Source organism: Pricia mediterranea, assembly GCF_032248455.1.
Classification (GTDB): Bacteria; Bacteroidota; Bacteroidia; order Flavobacteriales; family Flavobacteriaceae; genus Pricia; species Pricia mediterranea.
Map to the genome: position 1 here is coordinate 827904 of NZ_JAVTTP010000001.1, position 20398 is coordinate 848301.

General features: G+C 48.4%; 13 protein-coding genes and 1 other RNA gene. 9 read left to right on the top strand and 5 right to left on the bottom strand.

All coding sequences use genetic code 11. The features are described 5' to 3' along the window. Window positions 1–29 precede the first annotated feature (29 nt). Window positions 30–3047 (bottom strand): tetratricopeptide repeat protein, encoded by a 3018-nt coding sequence (locus tag RQM65_RS03575; RefSeq protein WP_314012799.1) that lies wholly within the window; start codon window positions 3045–3047, stop codon window positions 30–32. 327 nt (window positions 3048–3374) lie between these two features. On the opposite strand from RQM65_RS03575, the gene RQM65_RS03580 reads away from it, so the two are divergent. Both RQM65_RS03580 and RQM65_RS03585 read left to right on the top strand, forming a co-directional pair. Next, a complete protein-coding gene (locus RQM65_RS03580; RefSeq protein ID WP_314012801.1) occupies window positions 3375–4058 on the top strand; it encodes a cell division ATP-binding protein FtsE in 684 nt (227 codons plus the stop codon). 333 nt (window positions 4059–4391) lie between these two features. Further along, window positions 4392–4847: a response regulator gene (locus tag RQM65_RS03585; RefSeq protein ID WP_314012803.1), complete on the top strand. Its 456-nt coding sequence runs from the start codon at window positions 4392–4394 to the stop codon at window positions 4845–4847. 71 nt (window positions 4848–4918) lie between these two features. Here the strand turns inward: RQM65_RS03585 and RQM65_RS03590 are convergent, their stop codons facing one another. Continuing rightward, window positions 4919–5638 carry a sensor histidine kinase gene (locus RQM65_RS03590; protein ID WP_314012805.1) on the bottom strand — a complete coding sequence of 240 codons (720 nt, stop codon included), beginning with the start codon at window positions 5636–5638 and terminating at the stop codon, window positions 4919–4921. A gap of 519 nt (window positions 5639–6157) precedes the next feature. Here RQM65_RS03590 and RQM65_RS03595 point away from each other — a divergent pair. From RQM65_RS03595 to ppgK, 3 genes are all read left to right on the top strand, one after another. Next, a complete protein-coding gene (locus tag RQM65_RS03595; protein WP_314012807.1) occupies window positions 6158–6973 on the top strand; it encodes an NUDIX hydrolase in 816 nt (271 codons plus the stop codon). Window positions 6974–7103: 130 nt separating this feature from the next. After that, window positions 7104–8597, top strand: a complete 1494-nt coding sequence (locus RQM65_RS03600; RefSeq protein WP_314012808.1) for a sulfatase — start codon at window positions 7104–7106, stop codon at window positions 8595–8597. A gap of 343 nt (window positions 8598–8940) precedes the next feature. Continuing rightward, entirely contained in the window at window positions 8941–9693 is a 753-nt protein-coding gene (ppgK, locus tag RQM65_RS03605; RefSeq protein ID WP_314012809.1) for a polyphosphate--glucose phosphotransferase, read from the top strand. A 169-nt stretch (window positions 9694–9862) separates the two neighbouring features. Here the strand turns inward: ppgK and typA are convergent, their stop codons facing one another. Then, the gene (typA, locus tag RQM65_RS03610) at window positions 9863–11662 is read right to left on the bottom strand and encodes a translational GTPase TypA (protein WP_314012810.1); all 1800 of its coding nucleotides are present in this window, start codon (window positions 11660–11662) and stop codon (window positions 9863–9865) included. Between the two features lie 230 nt (window positions 11663–11892). On the opposite strand from typA, the gene kdsA reads away from it, so the two are divergent. The 3 genes from kdsA to RQM65_RS03625 all read left to right on the top strand — a co-directional run bounded on the left by kdsA (window position 11893) and on the right by RQM65_RS03625 (window position 15802). Further along, window positions 11893–12714, top strand: a complete 822-nt coding sequence (gene kdsA, locus RQM65_RS03615) for a 3-deoxy-8-phosphooctulonate synthase (RefSeq protein WP_314012811.1) — start codon at window positions 11893–11895, stop codon at window positions 12712–12714. A 256-nt stretch (window positions 12715–12970) separates the two neighbouring features. After that, entirely contained in the window at window positions 12971–14575 is a 1605-nt protein-coding gene (locus RQM65_RS03620; protein WP_314012812.1) for a sulfatase family protein, read from the top strand. 108 nt (window positions 14576–14683) lie between these two features. Further along, window positions 14684–15802 carry an Sb-PDE family phosphodiesterase gene (locus tag RQM65_RS03625; RefSeq protein ID WP_314012813.1) on the top strand — a complete coding sequence of 373 codons (1119 nt, stop codon included), beginning with the start codon at window positions 14684–14686 and terminating at the stop codon, window positions 15800–15802. Window positions 15803–15850: 48 nt separating this feature from the next. Here the strand turns inward: RQM65_RS03625 and RQM65_RS03630 are convergent, their stop codons facing one another. Further along, window positions 15851–17071, bottom strand: a complete 1221-nt coding sequence (locus RQM65_RS03630; protein WP_314012815.1) for an NAD(P)-dependent oxidoreductase — start codon at window positions 17069–17071, stop codon at window positions 15851–15853. Between the two features lie 371 nt (window positions 17072–17442). Between RQM65_RS03630 and ssrA the strand changes: the two genes are divergently transcribed. Further along, window positions 17443–17842: a transfer-messenger RNA gene (ssrA, locus tag RQM65_RS03635) on the top strand. 299 nt (window positions 17843–18141) lie between these two features. Here the strand turns inward: ssrA and RQM65_RS03640 are convergent. After that, window positions 18142–20349, bottom strand: a complete 2208-nt coding sequence (locus RQM65_RS03640) for a carbohydrate binding family 9 domain-containing protein (RefSeq protein WP_314012816.1) — start codon at window positions 20347–20349, stop codon at window positions 18142–18144. Window positions 20350–20398: the final 49 nt, after the last annotated feature.

Sequence of the window (20398 nt, forward strand, 5' to 3'; positions counted from 1 at the left end):
CTGTTCTCTTCTCTCTACCCTTAACATTCTCAATCCGTCCGAATCGATGAATTACTTTTTGCCTCTTTCGACTTTATGATCGCCAGTTCCGCTTTCGCCTCGGAGACCAGTTCGGGATATTGGCTGAAATTGGTCGTTACGTTTTCCAAAATATAGGTCGCCTGATAAGCATCGCCCAGGGCATAAAAATTCTTGGCCATGATAACAAGGCCCTTGCCGCCCCATTCCTTATAGCTGGAATAATCCTTGGCCAGTTTTTGTACGGATGCATTCGATGCCTCGAACTCTTGGGCCAGGTGCTTGAAGTAGGCATCGTAATATAGTGCTTCGGCCGCGGTGCCTCCGGTCGCGATCTCCAATACGTCCTGATAGGCGTTTTTTGCCTTGGTCTCGTCGCCGGTGGCAATGGCGGCTCTGGCGATCATGATCTGGGCGTCACTTTTGATCCGGTTGTCGATGGTCGGTACGGCCAATACCTTATCGGCATAGGCCAAGGTTTTCTCGAAATTATTCTGCTCATAGTAGCCCTTCATAAGGTTGGACTGTGCAAACACGCGGTTCTGTTGAATGTCCGCCTGATCTTCAAGCCGCTCCAGATACGGTAGCACGGTGACGTAATCGTCTTTCCCTATATAGATTTCACAGACCCTGGCAAGGGACTGCTCGGCGTATTCGCCGCCCGATTGGTCGGCCACGATCTTGTAGTGCGGCAGGGCCTTGTCTTTCTGTCCCTTTCCAAAATAAAGTTGGGCCAGGTTGAAATGCGACTGCACTGCATGGGCCCCGTTCGGAAATTGCTCGATATAGTTTTCGTAGCCCCTGATGGCCGCATCCCTCTTGCCCTCCATATTCTGGTTGTCGGCGGATTCGAACGTAGCGTTGTCGAGTTCGCGGTCGGTGACATTCACAAAGTCAAGGTTCTCGACCCAAGCGGCATACTCGTCCACCCGGCCCAGATCCACGTAGATCAGTTTGGCGGTGGAGACGGCCTGCACCGCTTCCTGGGTGTTGGGAAAGTCACGTACGACGGATCTAAATTCGCCCAGCGCCTGTTCATTGCGATTCGCGTTGTAGTGCACCAGCCCCTGACGGACCTTGGCCTCCGGCACCAAAGAGCTGCCCTGATATTCACGGATGAGCCGATCATAAGTTTGTAGGCCCTGCTGCTCCTGCCCCGTGGAAATTAAAGTGTTCGCCAGCTCGAAAAGCGCATCGTCGCGCAAGCTGGTATTGGGATAGGCCGAGGCAAACCTACGCAGCTCCTCGATCTTGGTATCCCGGCGATCGACAAAACCGTAGCTCATGGCCTTTTGAAAAGCGGCGTAGGCCTTTTCGGTGCCCGGAAGCGCCAAGGCCTTATTGTAGGTCTCGATGGCCGGCCAGTATTTGCTCGTCACAAAATAGCTGTCGCCCAGACGCAGGTACGCATCGTACATTTTTTGGGTGTCGTCAGTACCCGCCTGAGTAAAATTGTTGAAATACGAGATCGCGTTGTCGTAGTCCTTCAACTTAAAATAAGTATAGCCCAGATTATAGTCGAGCTCGTTGTATTGCTCCGTGGAGCTCGCCATGGGATTTTGCTGAAACTGGATGTAATCGACCAGCGCATCGTCGAAACGGTTCAGTAGATATTCCGCCTCGGCCTTCCAATAATTGGCGCGAGCCTTAAAAAGCGAGTCTTCGGGACGGTCGAGGGATTTCCCTAGATTTTCCACGGCCGCTACATAGTTCCCGTTCATAAAAAGTTCGATGCCCCGGTAGTACGCCACTTTTTGGTGGGTGGCCTCGCTGGCGTATTTCGGATTTTCTTCTAACAGCCGCATTGCCCCCTCAAAATTCTTTGAGGTGATGTACGAATCGACCAGTAGGTCTTGCATCTCTTCCGTATTTTCCCCGTTGGGATACCGCTCCAAATAATCGGAAATAACTTTCGGGACCGGTTCATAGGGATTACCGATCTCGTAGCTCAACCGAGCGTAGTTCAGGTCGGCATCCTTTTTGATCTGAGGGGAAAAATCCATTTGGGAGGCGTTCCGGAACGCGTTGAGGGCCTCCTGTTTTTTGTCCAACTTTAGATAACATTCCGCCAAGTGATAATATGCATTTTGGGAAACGCTGTTCGTACCGCCGATAATCTTGTTGAACTGCTGGATGGCATTGGCGTAATCGCCCTGCTTGTAGAAGGAATATCCCAGTAGGTAATAATCCGTATTGCTGAATTTACCGCGTTTTCCGCGATACGCCTCCAAATAGGGAATGGCGTCGGCATATTGCTCCAAATTAAAATAGCTCTCCCCGATGATCTTACTGAGTTCGGACCTCTCCTTTCGGTCATTTTTGGCCAGCTGTTGTTTCGCCAAACGGATGGCCTCTTCGAACTTGCCCAGTTTGAAGTTCATGTCCGCCTGATAATAATCCATCTTCTCCTCCAGAATTTCAGGATCCTTGATCTGGTCGAAACGGCGGTTGGCCTCGTCGTAATCATCTTCCTGATAGGCGATATACCCTTGGTAGTACTTGGCCTGGGAGCCGTATTTTTCGGAATTCTCCACTTTTCGGAGATAGCCTTCCGCCTCTTCTTTCTTTCCGGAGGAAAAGAGGGAATAGCCGTAATTGAAGTTAAATTTGTCCCGTTCCGCCGGGGATAGCGCGTACTGATCCACCTTATTGTACCATTTCAGGGCATAGGGATATTTTCCGGTTTCGAAATAATATTCCGCCACATCGACAAAAGCGGAGTTGCGCTTGGTGGAAGTCGGATAGTTTTCCACAAAACTTTCCATCAGCCGGTCCGCCCCCAACTGGTTGAGGCGTACGGCGGCGTTGGCCTCGTAGTAGGCGCTATTGGCCTTGGTCTCGAGATTGTCGGTGTTTTCCTTGACCTTGGCAAAAATCGATTGCGCCGCTTGGTACTGCTCATTGTTATAGAGGGCCAGAGCATCCTGAAAGCGTTTCTGGTCGTGGGTGTAGATTTTGGTCTCTTGGGATATCCCAACGTAGACTGTCCCCAAGACGAGTGGGAGAAAAGCGATTAATTTATAAAACATAGTGTTCAAGCTGATTGTTGGGATATCCTATATATTAATTTTAATAACGGTAAATATTGCGGATACGTATATTCGAAAGGGTAAAATTGTTTTGGACACAAAGAAAAAAAGATTTTATCAAAGTGGCCTTTGCCTTACGCCCGAACTTATTACTTTTATATCAACAAAACCAATTAAAGTGACATTCGCGTACCGAAGTCACTACGGTGCCATTGCTCTTGATGCTTACTGAACATGAGACCGACGCAGTCGTTCCCGCCGGGCTTATTTCTTTCAAACACAAACTCGCTAATTCCCAACTCACTAGCCTACTAATTCATTAAAAAAATGTCAGACACCATCCTAGAACTTAAAAACGCGGCTATTTTTCAAAAGGACAGCCTTGTGCTGAACGAGGTCAACCTCGAGGTCAAAAAAGGGGAATTCGTGTACCTGATCGGAAAGACCGGGAGCGGAAAGAGCAGTTTTATGAAAACGCTCTACGGCGATCTGCCCCTAAGGGAAGGCACCGGAAGCATTGTGGATTTCGACCTCACCAAACTCCGGGAAAAAAAAATTCCGTTTCTGCGCCGGAAACTCGGCATCGTCTTTCAGGATTTCAAGCTCCTCCCCGACCGGAATATCAACAACAACCTATCCTTTGTTCTAAGGGCCACGGGATGGAAAGATGCCCAAAAAATGAAACTGAAGATCGAGGACGTGCTCGGCAAGGTGGGCATGAAGACCAAGGGCTTTAAGTTCCCGCATCAGCTCTCGGGCGGCGAGCAACAGCGGGTCGCCATCGCCCGTGCCCTGCTCAACGACCCCGAACTCATCCTTGCCGACGAGCCCACCGGAAACCTCGACCCCCAGACCAGCGTAGAGGTCATGAAAGTATTGCAGGAAATCCATAAATCCGGACGTACCATTTTGATGGCGACCCACGATTACGCGCTGATTCTGAAATATCCATCCAAAACTTTGAAGTGCGATGGGAACAAGATCTTTGAGGTGGTGCAGCGGGCGGTGTAACCGAAGATTTTGACGTTCAGGTCTAAGCGATTGATTTGAAGTCTGTCGTTTATTTTTTCCTGCCCGGCCGGTCAGGCGGGTAGGGCCCTTTTTGAGCGCCACCACATCCACCGGCTCTTCTGCCCCATTAAAATTTTATACCGTAGCTACACTATGATTTTGACTGGATCGACATCAAAAATGACCTACAAAAATTCTAATCACACAATTCAAAACAGTCTCCAACGCAGAACGAGTTGTCGCAACTTCCGTTCTTCAATGCATAAGAAACGTTGTAAATCGTATTGATAACAATTATATTTGTCCGCTGCACAACCTTCTAAATAATCAGGGATGGCACCAACACTTGTTAAGGATCTCTTTTTACTTCTGACCGACGACGATGAAGACGACCGCGAAATTTTTAAGGAGACCGCGGAAGAACTCGAGACGAAAGTTAAGGTCGATACCCTGAACGATGGACAGGAACTGATGGAGTTTTTGTCTGACAAGGACAATCGCCTGCCCGACATTCTCTTTCTCGATATCAATATGCCCCACAAAAACGGTCTGGACAGCTTATGTGAGATACGGGCTACCCCGAGACTCAACGATCTGTGCATAATCATGTACTCGACCAGCAACTATCCCCTCGACGTAAAAAAGGCCTATGATCTTGGTGCCAATGGATTCATCGAAAAGCCGTCGAGCCATATAAAACTAAAGGAGATACTCCAACGGGTAATCGATATGGACTGGAAAGACCCTTGTTCGAAGCTCGATGAGCTTAATTTTGTTTTGAGGCCCTGAGCACGGAGGCGATCGTTGCGGTTTGGCATGGGTCGGATCCTTTCTCTCCGCTAGAGCCGTTTGGCTTTACTTTACTCCCTGCTTACAGGAAAATACAGTAAGAACTCGGTACCTTCTCCCGTCTCGCTTTTCACCTCGATATAGCCCCCGTGCAGATCGACGATACGCTTGCAGATGGCCAAACCGATCCCCGTTCCCGAATATTCGTTTTTAGAGTGCAGCCTTTTGAAGGGCTTAAAAATGATATTGCTTCGGTCGACATCGAAGCCGATACCATTATCGGAAAACCGAAGTCGTTTATAGTCCATTTGCGGATCTATCCTTTGGTCCGTTTCAATATCCGCACCTCTCAAGATCACGGCATCAATGCCGACCTCCGGCCTGTTTACGCTAAACTTTATACTGTTGCGAACCAGATTTGCAAAAAGCTGGAATATCTGTATCCGCACCCCATACAGTTTCCCGAGTTTGCCGGCCGTGATACGCACATCCTTTTCTTCGATCATCAGTTCAAGGTCGGATTTCAATTCTTCCAAAACGTCGTCCAAGTCGATAGTCTCGGCAATGGACTGCCCGTTCTTGAGGTGGCTGTAATCTAGGATATCCCGGATGAGATCGGTCATACGTGCTGCCGAACGCTCTATTTTCTGTCCGTATTTTTCAACGGCCCCCGTGTCTTGTATTTTGTCCATCAGCATCGAATTGAACGTTCTGATCTTGCGTACCGGTTCTTGCAGGTCATGGCTGGCCATATAAGCATATTCTTCCAAATTCATATTGAGCTTGACCATGGGGTATCGAAGACACTATGTACGGCAATCAAAAAACAGGCATTGATCGATGCCGGAATTTCAGAAAGCAATTTGGTGATAGCGGACCGCCCTCCTGAGGAAGCACCTACAACGAAAAGTCTGAAATTACGGTCCAGTTTTAAAATTTTGCGATAAAAATAGGGAATATCGGAAAAAAAAAGGATGCGTTCCGTTCAAGGTATGGCGTAAACCATATCAACACGGGTTGTACCGTCTTGACGATGTCTTGGCGAGCCTATTCCGTTCGATAGAAGTGATAAGGTGCGGTCTCGAAATTTCGAGGCTCGCTCGCCTTATCTGGGTTCGTCTTCGGCCCTAATTAAATTTTCGGGACAAAAAAGGTAGCACCCTTTGTAAGTAGCCCTTATTTGAATTTGAATAGCGGTGGCCTAGGGTTTTTTGAATTGAGTATCTTTGGGAGGATGACCGTACATAGATTTTTTATCTAGCATAGCATTTTTAAAACCATAGTGGTCCCCTTTTATTTGCACTTATTCAATGATCAAAAAAAAGCGCGTATACAGGACCGATAAAACGGTAAACCCGATTATCGGGGCACTGCTGTTTTTGATTTCTATCGTGCTATTGGCCATATCGGGACCGTTGGGTTTCGTGTACGGATTTTTCCACAGTCTTTTTAAAAAGGGATTTAAGGGGATAGGTGAATACCTATTGAAAATCGCCATCTCGGTAGATCAATTGGGGAACGTTATAATGCAACATCTCTTGAACACCCTTTGGGTCAAAAAGGGACGCTATAATTTCGGAAACCGCGATGAGACCATCTCCAGTGCCTTGGGGCGCAATAAAAAACTCGGTACCTTGACCGCTTTCGGCAATTGGATCGACAAATTTCTCGACACTATCGACCCGAACCATTCGTTGAACTCCATAGATTATTATATCGAGCCCACCGATCAGATTATCGACAAGCTCGCCTGGATCCATATTCTTGACGGGCGCATTCTAATGACCCGGACCGAGGGACGCGACAGGTATTATATTCCCGGCGGGCAACGAAAAGACGGCGAAAGCGACGCCAAGGCCCTTCTACGGGAAATCAGGGAGGAACTGAGCGTGGAGATCGAAATCGACTCCCTTTTCTTTTTGGGAATTTTCGAGGCCCAGGCAGATGGGCAGAAACCGGGAGTCTTGATGCGGATGACCTGTTATACGGCATCATACCAGGGAGAGCTGCTTCCGGCCGACGGTACTACCGAGATAGTGTTTTTACGACATGAGGACAGGCACATGGTGGCGGAAGTCGATATGCTGGTCTTTGAGTATTTATGGGAAAAGGGGCTGTTGGAATGAAAATACTAAATTCCAAATTTCAAACCCCAAATTTCCAAAAATCTGGAATCTAATCAACGTAAAGGCAGATAGGGTCTCAAGAAAAATGGCTCCAACAGGATTTGGAGCCCAACTAAAAAACATAAATCGAATGAAACATCCAGGTCCGATTCTATTTGTTCTCCTAATCATTTGGGGTTGTAAGGAAGAATACCCTTCGGCCGAAAAAAAAACAAGGCCCAACATTCTTTTTATCGCCATTGACGACCTGCGGAACGAGCTGGGAGCTTATGGCAGCGTCGCCCGGACGCCGAATATGGATTCCTTGGCGTCGAGGGGCAGCCTCTTTACCCATCACTACGTACAGGTGCCCACTTGTGGTGCTTCCCGCCATTCGCTTTTGACCGGATACCGTCCATCGAAACCTATCCATTTGTCCAATCGCGCCATCGAAGTCGAAATTTCGGGAAAGGCCGAGGATTCCGTGCCCGAAACCTTTATCCATCGGTTCAAACGGGCGGGCTATCATACCGTGGGCATCGGAAAGATCAGCCACTCCGCCGACGGGTATGTTTACGGATATGAGGAGCCCGTATCCGAAAAAAGGGAACTGCCGCATAGTTGGAGTGAACTGCTCTTCGACGCCGGAAAATGGGAAACCGGATGGAACGCCTTTTTCGCCTACGCCAACGGGGAGAACCGACAAAGCCTCGAGAAGCAGGTCCGACCCTATGAATCGGGGGAAGTCGAGGATGAAGGCTATCCGGACGGATTGACCGCTAACCTCGCGCTATCCAAATTAAAGGAGCTTCAAGAAAATGAACAGCCCTTTTTCATGGGTGTGGGATTTTTCAAGCCCCACCTGCCTTTTAATGCTCCAAAAAAATATTGGGACCTGTATGAACGTGACAGCGTCCCCATCTCCGATAATCCCCGAATTCCGGAGAACATCAATTTGGCCAGCTTACAGGAAAGCGGGGAATTCAACCAATACGCCTTGGGCGAGGAAAGAGCCGGGTTGGATACCTCGGTTTCCAATGCCTATGCCCGAAAACTAAGACATGCGTATCTGGCCTCCGTCAGTTATATCGACGCCCAAATCGGAAAATTACTGCAAGAACTCAAAAGGCTCGAATTGACGGAGAACACCATTGTAGTCATCTGGGGCGACCACGGTTGGCATTTGGGAGATCAACGGGTCTGGGGCAAACACACGCTGTTCGAAAATGCACTAAAAAGTACACTGATCATCAAAACGCCGAATGCCATGAACGCAAATGAATCCGATGTTTCGAATCACGACCATAAGGTGGAAGCGGTCGTCGAAAGCGTTGATCTCTACCCTACCCTTCTAGAATTGGCCGATATCCCCTTGAACCATAAAATCGACGGAGAAAGCCTAGTCCCCCTATTGACCTCCAACGGCAGCAGGAACCAAGGCAAAGCCTATGGGTATTTTAATCAAGGCATCACGCTTCGCACACCAGACTACCGCCTGACGAAGTATTTTAGGGAAGAAGAGCCACACATTGAGCTTTACGACCATACCGCCGATATCCCCGAAAACAAAAATATCGCGTCGGAACATCCAGAAATTGTAGCGCGATTGATGCCGCTGCTGGAGCAGGAGAGGTGGAGACGTTAGTTGTTGGCCGTTAGACGTCAGTCAGTGGGTGTGAAGTAGGTGTGAAGTGGGTCTTTTGTGGCTGTGCAGTGGGGGCGCAGTTGGTGTGCAGTGAAAATTACTAAGTAAAAAATGATGGTCCAAAAAGCCCCTGATCAGTTTGAGCTAAAAATGTCCCGGCGAGCGTAGTCGAGATGTTTTGGTTCGTCTATTCGAACGCGCTCAAAGGGTCAAAAACGCTCTTTAGGCCTTAAAGCGTACACGCATCTACGTAAATTGGTCAGAGATACGTAAAGAGTCTGCAACCATTCCGATACAATCAAAACTTTTTGTATTTTCCGAACCTGAACCTTAAAACATTTAAATGGAAATTCTTGGCATTGACGTCGGTGGATCCGGCATGAAAGGCGGTATTGTTGACATCAAAACCGGGGAGATGATTTCGGAGCGGCACCGAATTCCGACCCCGAAATCCCGCAAGCCGAAAGAAATGGCGGACGTCATCGCAGAAATCGTCGACCATTTCGACTACAAGGGCAAAGTGGGCTGCGGCTTTCCTACCGTTATCAAAAAAGGAATCTGTAAATCCCCCGGCAACCTTCATAAAAGTTGGTTGGACATCGACGTCGAGCAACTCTTCGAAGAAAAAACGGGACTTGATTTTACGGTGGTCAACGACGCCGACATTGCGGGCTACGCCTCGATGGAATACGGTATCGGAAAAGGGAAAGAGGGCCTGGTGGTCATGATTACCATCGGTACGGGACTCGGGAGCGGCGCTTTTTACGACGGCAAATTGATTCCCAATTTCGAATTGGGGCAGATACCCTATAAAAAATACAAGAAAATTGAACTTTGGGCAGCTGCTTCCGCCAAGGAACGGGAAAAATTATCCTATAAGAAATGGGGAAAACGCTTTAATAAATTCCTAAAATATGTGGACCTGATCATCGCGCCCGACCTCATCCTGCTGGGCGGGGGCACTTCGAAGGACTTCGATGAATTCAAGAAATACATCAAGATCAACACGCCGGTCGTGCCCGCAGAATTGCAAAACCACGCGGGAATTATCGGGGCGGCCGCAGCGGCGCTGCACAAGATCCCGATGGACGTGTAACCCTAGCCCTTTATCCCTTTCGGGCTTTGGAAGTACATCATGTTCTATAGACTGGCACCCCTGAATTTCATAAGCATAGGGGAACGATCGGATCCATATCAGTTCGCAACATCCAATAAGGTCCCTTAGCGTAAAATGAAACTTCAAAGGGGAAAACAAGCCCCGAACATTAGGTAATCTTGTTCCGCTTCCGGTCCACTTCCTTCAAATAAATCTTGCGCAATCGCAAATGCTTGGGAGTGACCTCAACGTATTCATCCTTTTGGATGTATTCCAAGGCTTCCTCCAGGGAAAACTTGATGGCGGGCACAATTTTTGCCTTATCGTCCGCCCCGGCCGATCGTACGTTCGATAGTTTTTTCGTCTTGGTAATGTTGACGGTCATATCATCGCCACGGGAATTCTCCCCGATGACCTGTCCCTCATAGATATCCTCGCCCGGATCGACGAAAAATTTGCCCCGATCTTGCAATTTGTCAATCGAATAAGGAATCGCTTTTCCATTCTCCATAGAGACCAAGGATCCGTTCTGCCGTTGCGGAATATCTCCTTTCATCGGCTGGTATTCCAAGAAGCGGTGCGCCATAATGGCCTCGCCCGCCGTCGCGGTCAACAATTGGTTTCGCAGGCCTATAATCCCGCGTGAGGGAATCAGGAACTCGCAGACCATCCGGTCGCCCTTGGCTTCCATACGGGTCATCTCCCCTTTTCGGATCGACACCATTTCGACGGCCTTTCCGGATACTTCCTCGGGCAGATCGATGGTCAAGGATTCGATGGGCTCACATTTGACGCCGTCGATTTCCTTGATGATAACCTGGGGCTGGCCGATCTGTAGTTCATAGCCTTCGCGACGCATAGTTTCAATCAGTACGGACAGGTGCAACACGCCCCGGCCATAGACCAAAAATCGATCGGCACTATCGGTCTCCTCGACCCTGAGGGCCAAGTTCTTCTCCAGTTCGCGCTCCAACCGCTCCTTGATGTGGCGGGAGGTAACATACTTTCCGTCCTGCCCGAAAAAGGGACTGTCGTTGATCGTGAACAACATGCTCATGGTCGGCTCGTCGATGGCAATGGTCTTAAGACCTTCTGGATTTTCGAGATCCGCGATCGTATCCCCGATATCGAAACCTTCGAGTCCGACAATCGCGCAAATATCGCCCACGGCCACTTCCTTGACCTTTATACGGCCGAGCCCTTCAAAAGTGAACAGTTCCTTAACCTTCGATTTTACGATGCTGCCGTCCCTTTTGACCAAGGAGACCTGCTGGCCTTCCTTAAGACTGCCACGCTGTAACCTTCCGATAGCTATCCGTCCGGTAAAAGAGGAGAAATCCAAGGAAGTAATCAGCATTTGGGTAGTGCCTTCCTCCGGTTCAAAAGACGGAATATGCTCGACGACCATATCCAACAAGGGTTCGATATTTTCGGTTTCGTTCTGCCAGTCGTCGCTCATCCAATTGTTCTTGGCGGAACCATAGACCACGGGGAAATCCAGCTGCCATTCTTCCGCGCCGAGCTCGAACATCAGGTCGAACACTTTTTCGTGCACCTCTTCGGGCGTACAATTTTCCTTGTCCACCTTATTGATCACCACACAGGGCTTCAATCCCAGATCGATCGCTTTTTGGAGCACAAAACGGGTCTGGGGCATGGGCCCCTCAAAGGCATCCACCAACAGGAGCACCCCATCGGCCATGTTCAGCACCCGTTCGACCTCGCCTCCGAAATCGGCGTGACCGGGGGTGTCGATAATATTGATCTTGGTATCCTTATAGACTACCGATACGTTTTTTGAGGTAATGGTGATGCCCCGTTCCCGTTCGAGATCATTGTTATCCAAGATCAGGTCGCCGGTATTTTCGTTGTCGCGAAACAGCTGGCAGTGGTACATGATCTTGTCGACCAAGGTCGTCTTCCCGTGGTCAACGTGGGCGATGATGGCAATATTCTTTGTTGTTGACATTCGTCTTTTTTGGATTTGTTCAATGCCGCAAAGGCACGTCCGTATTTAGGGCGGGCAAAGGTACAACTAAAATCGCTCGGTTCGACGTGGAATGTATTTTTTTTAGGATGTTGATTTTGAAGGGATTCGCTAGCGGTCCAAATGCACACGGAGGCACATACACCGGAGACAATCAAACCCAACTTGGCCAAAATTCCTTCGATCTAGTATCTTTACAAAAATTAAAGGATATGGACCTCTCGTTGATTCCCAAACTCAAGCATACCGACAGCAACAACTTCTTTCTACTTTCCGGCCCCTGTGCCATTGAGGGCGAGGACATGGCGCTGCGTATTGCGGAGCATATCGCCGAAGTGACCGACAGGTTGAGCATTCCCTATGTATTTAAAGGAAGTTTTAAAAAGGCCAACCGCAGCCGGGTGGACAGTTTTACCGGCATCGGGGACGAAAAGGCGCTGAAGATTCTGCGGAAGGTTTCGGAAACCTTCGAGGTGCCGACCATAACCGATATCCATGTGCCCGATGATGCCGCCAAGGCCGCGGAATATGTGGATGTGCTGCAGATTCCTGCGTTTTTGGTCCGACAGACCGACTTGGTCGTGGCCGCCGCGGAAACCGGAAAGGTGGTCAACCTCAAAAAGGGACAGTTTATGAGTCCCGAAAGCATGCGGCACGCCGTCACCAAAGTCACCGATTCCGGCAACCAACAGGTGTGGATCACCGACCGCGGCACCATGTTCGGCTATCAGGATATGCTCGTCGATTTCAGGGGCATCCCCACCATGAAGCAATACGCGCCGGTGGTCTTGGACGTTACGCATTCGCTTCAGCAGCCCAACCAGTCCTCCGGCGTGACCGGAGGCCGCCCCGAACTGATCAATACCATGGCCCGCGCCGGAATCGCCGCGGGAGTGGACGGGATCTTTATGGAAACCCATTTCGACCCGGCCAACGCGAAAAGTGACGGTGCCAACATGTTGCATTTGGACCATTTAGAACGTTTATTGACGAATTTAACGGCTTTGCGAGAGACCGTCAATCAGTTGAAATAGGGCGGTTGATCATAAATCCAAAAAAGTATAAGCCTAAATGTTTTTTTACTTAATTATCTAACGGTTAGAAGTGACTTAAGACTGTACGACCTAAGACTGTTAGTCTTTCCACGGAAGAGGCCACTTTTCACAAATTTTCAGTCCTTTGTCCCAAGTCTTACCGTCCTACATCGGGTTCGGGTTTCGAAACGAATAAGCATATAAACCCATAAACTTTTTCAGTACATTGAGTGCCAAACGAAAAAACCATCCTAAAATGAGACCCTGTTATCCCATCTTATTCCTTATTTCCCTCCTTATTTTTGTTTCCTGTGCCGACGATACATCCGGCGAAGCCGAAATGGCACGTCCGAATATCGTCTTTATCATGTCCGACGACCATGCCTATCAGGCCATCAGCGCCTATAACGACAAGCTAATCCATACCCCCAACATCGACCGGCTCGCCAAGGAGGGGAAGCTCTTTACCAATGCCAGTGTAACCAATTCCATCTGTGCCCCGTCACGGGCGGTCATCCTCACCGGAAAGCACAGCCATATCAACGGCAAAATCGATAACCTCTCCCCTTTCGATACCACGAACGTCACCTTTCCGCAACTGCTACAGAAGGCGGGCTACCAGACGGCCATGTTCGGGAAACTGCATTTTGGCAACAATCCCAAGGGATTCGACGAATTCAAGATCCTTCCGGGACAGGGGGACTACTACAATCCCAAATTCATCACCCAGCAGGGCGATACGACCATTCAAGGCTATGTGACCGATATCACAACGGACCTTACGCTGGACTGGATGGAAAACAGAAGGGATACCACAAAGCCCTTTTTATTGATGTACCTGCACAAAGCGCCCCACCGGTCATGGCTTCCCGCCAAGAGGCACTATACCGAGTTTACGGAAAAGACCTTCCCCCTACCGGAAACCCTGTTCGACGACTACGAAAACCGGGGTACGGCCGCGGCCACGGCGGAAATGAACATCCTAAAGCATATGACCTTGAATTATGACTTGAAGATATACCCGGAAGTCGTCGAGGCCTTGGATATCGATGACCGGAAAATCTACAATCCCATCCAACGTATGACTCCCGAACAAAGGGCCTCTTGGGATTCCATCTACGGCCCCATTAACGAAGATTTCCAACAGCGCTATCCCGATATGAACGATTCCACATTGATGGTCTGGAAGTACCAGCGGTATATGCAGGACTATCTCGGCACCATCGCCGCGGTGGACGAAAATGTGGGAAGGGTGTTGGACTATCTCGATGAAAACGGTCTCACGGAAAACACCTTGGTCGTCTATACCTCGGACCAGGGCTTCTACCTTGGCGAACACGGTTGGTTCGACAAGCGTTTTATGTACGACGAATCGTTCAAGACCCCTCTATTGATCCGCTGGCCGCACGTCATCACGCCCAACACCACCTCGGAAGAAATGGTACAGAACCTCGATTTCGCCCAGACCTTTTTGGACGCGGCCGGGGTCATGTCTCCCAATGATATGCAGGGCGAAAGCCTGATGCCCCTACTTAATGGCAACACCAGAAATTGGAACCGCGATGCGGTGTATTACCATTACTATGAATACCCTGCCGAGCACGCCGTGAAAAGACACTACGGTATCGCTACGGAAGATTTTAAACTGATCCATTTCTATTTCGACGTGGATGAGTGGGAACTGTACGATCGAAAGAAAGACCCGTTGGAAATGCACAACGTGTACGACGATCCCACTTATGCCGACACGGTTGCCACAATGAAGGAGAAACTGAAAGAAATCCGAAAAAAATATAAGGATTCGGATGCCTTGAGCGAAAAATATATCGATATTTATAAGGATAAGGGATTGATTCAATAACCTAAGCGCGGCTTTCCTTGGAAATGTGGCGACATCATCGTACTGACGGTCACAATTCAGGATTACCCGCTTTTCGATTATTTCTTATTTTTAAGCAAACCACCCATTATGAAATATGCAATCTTATTTCTTTCCATCCTTCTTTATACTGCCGGCAACGCCCAAGATCACTCCCACATGGGCGCCCAACCTCTTACCTATCCCAATATCCCAGGGTACACCACCTTAAAAACCGATTTTCATCAGCATACCGTTTTTTCCGATGGAAATGTATGGCCCACAATACGGGTACAGGAAGCCCTGCGCGAAAACTTGGATGCAATAGCGCTCACCGAGCATTTGGAATACCAACCCCACGCGAAGGATATTCCCCATCCCGATCGAAACCGGTCCTTTGAACTGGCGAAAGCTATGGACGAAGCCGAGGAACACGGACTTCTAGTTGTACACGGATCAGAAATAACCCGCTCAGAACCTGTGGGGCATAGCAACGCCCTTTTCATATCCGATGCGAACCAATTGTTGCACGAAAAACCGGAGGACGCTTTTGCCGCGGCCAAGGAGCAAGCGGCCTTTGTGTTCTGGAACCATCCCGCATGGCATCGTCAGAGTCCGAAAGGCACTCCGATATTGAGTGATTTTCAGAAGGCCCGGATCAAGAACGACGAGCTTCACGGTATCGAGGTGATAAACAACGTCGAATATTCCGAGGAGGCACTAAAGCTTGCCTTAGAGCAAGACCTGACGATAATGGGCACCAGCGACATTCACGGTCTCATTGATTGGAACTACACCGAAAAGGGAAACCACCGGCCGATCACCTTGGTCTTTGCCAGGGAAAAAAGTATAGAAAGCCTGCGCGAAGCCCTCTTTGCGGGACGAACCATTGCGGTCTTTAACGACTTGATGGTAGGCCGGGAAGAATTCCTCGCTCCATTGCTTCAAGCCAGTATCGAAATTATCAAGGCGGAATATATCGAGAACACCCAAATAGTGGAAATAGAACTCCAAAATATTTCGAGCAGCGACCTGCTTTTTGAAAACGCGATGGATTATACCTTCTACGATAGCTCGCCGGTCTTTGAGATTCCGGCCGGGAAATCGAAGATTTTACAGATCAAGACTTTGGAAAAAAAGGATACCGTTACCTTAAAACTTAAGGCTTTAGGTTGTTTTACCGCTCCTCAGCAACAGCCGGTCATCGAGTGGGGCGTTCAGGCGAAGTAGGCCAATGTCGGTGTCATCGTTAAGGCCTATTTCGGGGATTGATCCTAATCATTGGAAATCGGCAGGCTCCGTGCCGTCCACATAATCCTGTAGATACGAATATCGTTCGGTCAACTTGCCTTTATAGGTCATGCGGGCACGTTGCAAAATGCCATCTTTATCCCCATTGAAAAAAGCGGGTATCACATTTTTTAAAAAGGCCTCACCAAAACCTTCGCTGGCATCGCGTGGCAGTTCGCAGGGCAGATTGTCGACGGCCATTACCGCAATGGCTGAAGGATCGGTGTAGTCCGTCTCTCCTTCCGTTTTTGGGTCATACCCGTAGATGGGATTCTGGATGGTTGACGGGCGAATGGTGCATGCAATGGGTCCATCGATATCGCAACTGATATCCGCCACCACTTTTATTTTGAAATCCGCTTGCTTGGCGTCTTCCCGAGTGAAGAGAAACGGCGCATCCTGTGCGTGAAAATGGCCCGCAATATATAGATCGGTGACTTTAGCGAACCGATAGAAATTGGATTTATATTCTTCGGGATTTTCAAAGAAATCAGCTTTGTTTCCGCGCACCCCGTCCTTGCGTTTATTGTACTCACCGGCATCGATTTGACAGTACACCGGTTCGTCAAATTCCCTTTTAAGGTATTCGTCAACATTGACCCTTTTCATGCCCATGGCGTCCAGCATTTCCCGAGACCCGTCACCGACCCTGCCCCTACCAGTAAGAAGCACTTTGATTTTGGGCAGTTCAAGGGTCGTCAGCACCTTGATCAATGCTTTTTGGTCGGGCAGCTCGTCGGCCTTGGGCAACTTATAGGCGTCGTATTTGAGCCCGAATGCCCGGAATCCGTTATAGGCCCCGACAATGCCGGCATACCTCCCAAAGGCGACCAGACGCTGTTCGTTCTTATCGGTAATGACCTCATGATCGTAAAGCTCGATATTTTTCTCCAAGATGGCCTCAAGGAGGTCCCGATTGTAGGGCTGCTTTTTGATGGTATGCGAAAAAAAGAAGTACTTTTTATCGCGGATGAGTGCATCCATGGGCACCTCTTTTACGCCCAACAGTACGTCGCATTGCTCCATATTAAGGTCGACCTCTATGCCCGCTGCCCTGTACTCCGCATCGGTATAGGTACGGATGGGGGAAGGTTCGACGATGATTTGGGCATTCTGATGCTTCGATACGACCTTTTGACAGGCTTGCGGGGAGAGCACGACTCGCCGATCAGGGGGATTTTTACGTTCGCGGATGATTCCGAATTTCATTCAGTGTTGAGTTTATGGGTTTATGGGTTTATGGGTTTATGGGTTTATGGGTTTATGGGTTTATGGGAACGGCATAGTATTTGCCATAAATGTAGTGGGATTTGAAGGGATGGACAAATTCCCTTCCCGATAAAAATTATGGGATGCAAATTTTTGATTAACTTTGCCATCCTTTCGAAAAAGGAATAGTTCTTTGAAAAAAATCATTGAGTAGCATTAAAATCTTTCGGCGTTGTCACTTTGGCTACGTCCGGGGGGCAATTCGATTACGTTGATTTTTGGACTTGGGCACAGGTGGTCATCGGGTACCCCGAGACTGCGCCCGGGGTTCAATTCGATTACGAAAATCGGAGATTTTCTATCTCATTGAAGGGGCCGACTGGTTTTGACAGCGAGACCAATGGCAATGTAAGCATGCCGAGCGCTGGGGTACAGCTCGTAAATCACATACTTCACACTTTTAATTGGCGAATCTAATTACGCTCTTGCCGCGTAACCCGAATCACAGTACGGTTATGCCACGGCTCCGCAAGGCGGAGTAGCGAGATGTCCCTGAACAGCCCTTGTTGACGGCGGTTCTTCAAGGGGCACCATAGAAGTCAACACAAGGGCAGCGTTCGCTTTGACGCTGCCACTAAAACTTAAAGAAGCTAAGTGTACGTTAGGCCGTTTCCGGTCAGGCGTGCATCGAAAACCAAGCGGAAACTAAGCATGTAGAAGGCATTGTAATTGCTTGTTTGGACGAGGGTTCGAATCCCTCCGGCTCCACGATTAAGCCAAAAGCCACACCAATAGGCGTGGTTTTGTTGTTTTATGGAGGAATTGAACTGGCTCAAAATTTCGTAGTAAAACAGCGAAACTAGCGCGCAGCGCGTGGTTTTGAATTTACTGCCACCATGTGTAGTAAATCTGCCGGTCAAGGGTATATCAAGATGAATTAGAAAATTCATGTAAGCTCAAACTACCACTTAACTTTTCGTCCGATTTTTTATTGCAGGTCCAGTAATGGTTTTGTCCAACATTTTAGACGGTTTATACGATCATTTTATCCTTTTCGTAGTATTGCCTACCTAAAAACGATAGGTATAGACCGCCTTCAGCGCCCCGCCCTGTTGTATGGTAAAGAGCCTTTTGTCCATTGCCGGGCGGTTTAGCCAATTGTGGTTATAGACAAAAAAAATGTCGGTACCAGGGGTAAGTATCCATCGAAATCGGGTATTGGTGCCCAGAATCTCACTTACATCATCGAACTGGATATTTGACGAGAGCGAAATATCAGGGGTAAAATCAAGGCCAAGGTCTAATTGGAATAAATTGGTGTCGAATCCGCTGTTATCAGCGGTTACCCTAGTATGCGTGTACCCACTGCTGAGATTGATACCGGGTGCCGGGCGAAGGGTCAAGCCCAATACCCAGCTTGATATATTCCCGGTCCAAAATCCTCCCGCTTCATAACCAATGGAGCCGGATACCTTACGAAATGACGCAGAGGAGGCCTCCAATTCGTAACCCCAGTTCACGTATTCGCCCGGGGCCACGATAACCGGGCCGTCGCCAAGTATATCAAAATTTTCATCGAGAAATTCAAAGTTCCTAGATACTTGGATACCTAATCCATCCCCGGATTCAAATCGAATCTCTCCTAAGGTAAACCTAAGGTTTTCGGTAAGAAGTTCGTTTTCCAACGAAGTGAGATACTCATAGTAAATTCCCCATTCTATTTCTCTAATAACGTTGCTCTTTTCAAACAGGGGAGCGTAGTTTATTGCCGGTTGCAACCTTTTAAAACCATTACGATGGTTAAAACCGACCGCTGGATCGTACGCGTCCCCAAATTCCCTATATGAAACCCATGCTGACCAGGGCTGGTTGGGAAAATTAAAACGGAATCCACGGACCGATCTATCCGACATCGAGGTAGCATCGTCAAGGGGAGAAGCGGGGTTGTGCCCAACAAAAAAGGCCGAGAACTGCAGTGTATTATAACCTAAGAATTCTGAAGTACTTAAGTTTAGGTCCGCGCCCCATGTCTTTCTATCTTGAATGGGGTTGCCAAAAAATATATCGTCCTCGGTGCTTCTATGGGTATATAATACGCCGATAGAACTCTCCTTCCAAAAATTTCGTCTATATCTGGCCACTGTAAAACTTTCCGGATTCAGCTCTCCCTTCTTTTCTGTTCGCAAGTGTAACAGTGCAATATTATTCTTACCTACATTCCCTATAAGACGCCCCCCATACTTGATAGGGATAGGGACCCCTTTCACCAGTCCGATCCTGCGACTAAAATATGGTTCTGGATTACTTGAAGGTGCAAATTGTAAAATGGAGGACCCCTCTAGAAAAAAATCTCTTTTTTCGGGAAAACGTAAAGGAAAACGAGTAAGATTTATTTGTCGATTGTCCACTTCGGTCTGCGCGAAATCAGTGTTATATGTAAAAGAGGCTTTCAACTGGGATGTAATATTGTAATTGATATCAAACCCGAAGTCCGCAGAGGTCGTATTGATCGACGCATCGCTCTCTTCATCATATTCTTTTCGGGACTGGGCAATGGCATAGGGCACGACCCCCAACCCTAGCCCCTGCGATGGATCGACAAGACCTGTAAGAATACCGGCATTCTGCGGTCGTAGCAAACCTTGGTTCCGACGGTGGCCCGTCCATAACTGTTCTTCGTTCTTACGGCGTACGGTCCTCTGAAAATTAATACCCCAAACATCACTGTTGGAATCAAAGTTCAAGGTGCGAAAGGGAATCCTGATTTCGGCCGACCAGCCAAAATCACCAATATAGGTCCATGTATTCCAAATACCATCCCAGTCTTTGTTCAAAGTTTGACCCTGCCCTGAAGAAATGAGACCATCCCCGCGTAATCCCAAGGGATTGATTTCAAAAAAATAGGCACTTCGCTGGTCCATAAAAGTATCCAAAATCCATCTAAAACGATCGTCGGTCTCCAGCGGTGCGTCCCTCTTCTTTTGAAAAGCCTTAAGACCTGAAGGATTACTATCATAACAAACTACTGCTATATAAAGATTTTGGCTATCGAAGGCGATTCTTACTTCTGTTCGCTCCGTTGGCTCGCCCCCTTCTTCAGGTTCCTGCATCAAGAAATTGCCATTGCCCGGAATGTTTAACCAAAACTCTTCATCAACAACACCATCCATATGAAGCTCGGTGCCACGTAACGGATACCCAACGATTTCTTTCGGAACGTTTTCAATAGTACTGTCCTGGCCAAAACCCAGAATAGGAAGAATGTATATGGATATCAAATAAATGGCTTTAATCAGAATTTTTGTAAAACGATTCTCGAAAATCATG

Excerpts from the sequence above, each read along its gene's own strand:
- RQM65_RS03575 (WP_314012799.1), bottom strand. The coding sequence starts at position 3,047 with ATGTTTTATAAATTAATCGCTTTTCTCCCACTCGTCTTGGGGACAGTC.
- RQM65_RS03580 (WP_314012801.1), top strand. The coding sequence starts at position 3,375 with ATGTCAGACACCATCCTAGAACTTAAAAACGCGGCTATTTTTCAAAAG.
- RQM65_RS03585 (WP_314012803.1), top strand. The coding sequence starts at position 4,392 with ATGGCACCAACACTTGTTAAGGATCTCTTTTTACTTCTGACCGACGAC.
- RQM65_RS03590 (WP_314012805.1), bottom strand. The coding sequence starts at position 5,638 with ATGGTCAAGCTCAATATGAATTTGGAAGAATATGCTTATATGGCCAGC.
- RQM65_RS03595 (WP_314012807.1), top strand. The coding sequence starts at position 6,158 with ATGATCAAAAAAAAGCGCGTATACAGGACCGATAAAACGGTAAACCCG.
- RQM65_RS03600 (WP_314012808.1), top strand. The coding sequence starts at position 7,104 with ATGAAACATCCAGGTCCGATTCTATTTGTTCTCCTAATCATTTGGGGT.
- ppgK (WP_314012809.1), top strand. The coding sequence starts at position 8,941 with ATGGAAATTCTTGGCATTGACGTCGGTGGATCCGGCATGAAAGGCGGT.
- typA (WP_314012810.1), bottom strand. The coding sequence starts at position 11,662 with ATGTCAACAACAAAGAATATTGCCATCATCGCCCACGTTGACCACGGG.
- kdsA (WP_314012811.1), top strand. The coding sequence starts at position 11,893 with ATGGACCTCTCGTTGATTCCCAAACTCAAGCATACCGACAGCAACAAC.
- RQM65_RS03620 (WP_314012812.1), top strand. The coding sequence starts at position 12,971 with ATGAGACCCTGTTATCCCATCTTATTCCTTATTTCCCTCCTTATTTTT.
- RQM65_RS03625 (WP_314012813.1), top strand. The coding sequence starts at position 14,684 with ATGAAATATGCAATCTTATTTCTTTCCATCCTTCTTTATACTGCCGGC.
- RQM65_RS03630 (WP_314012815.1), bottom strand. The coding sequence starts at position 17,071 with ATGAAATTCGGAATCATCCGCGAACGTAAAAATCCCCCTGATCGGCGA.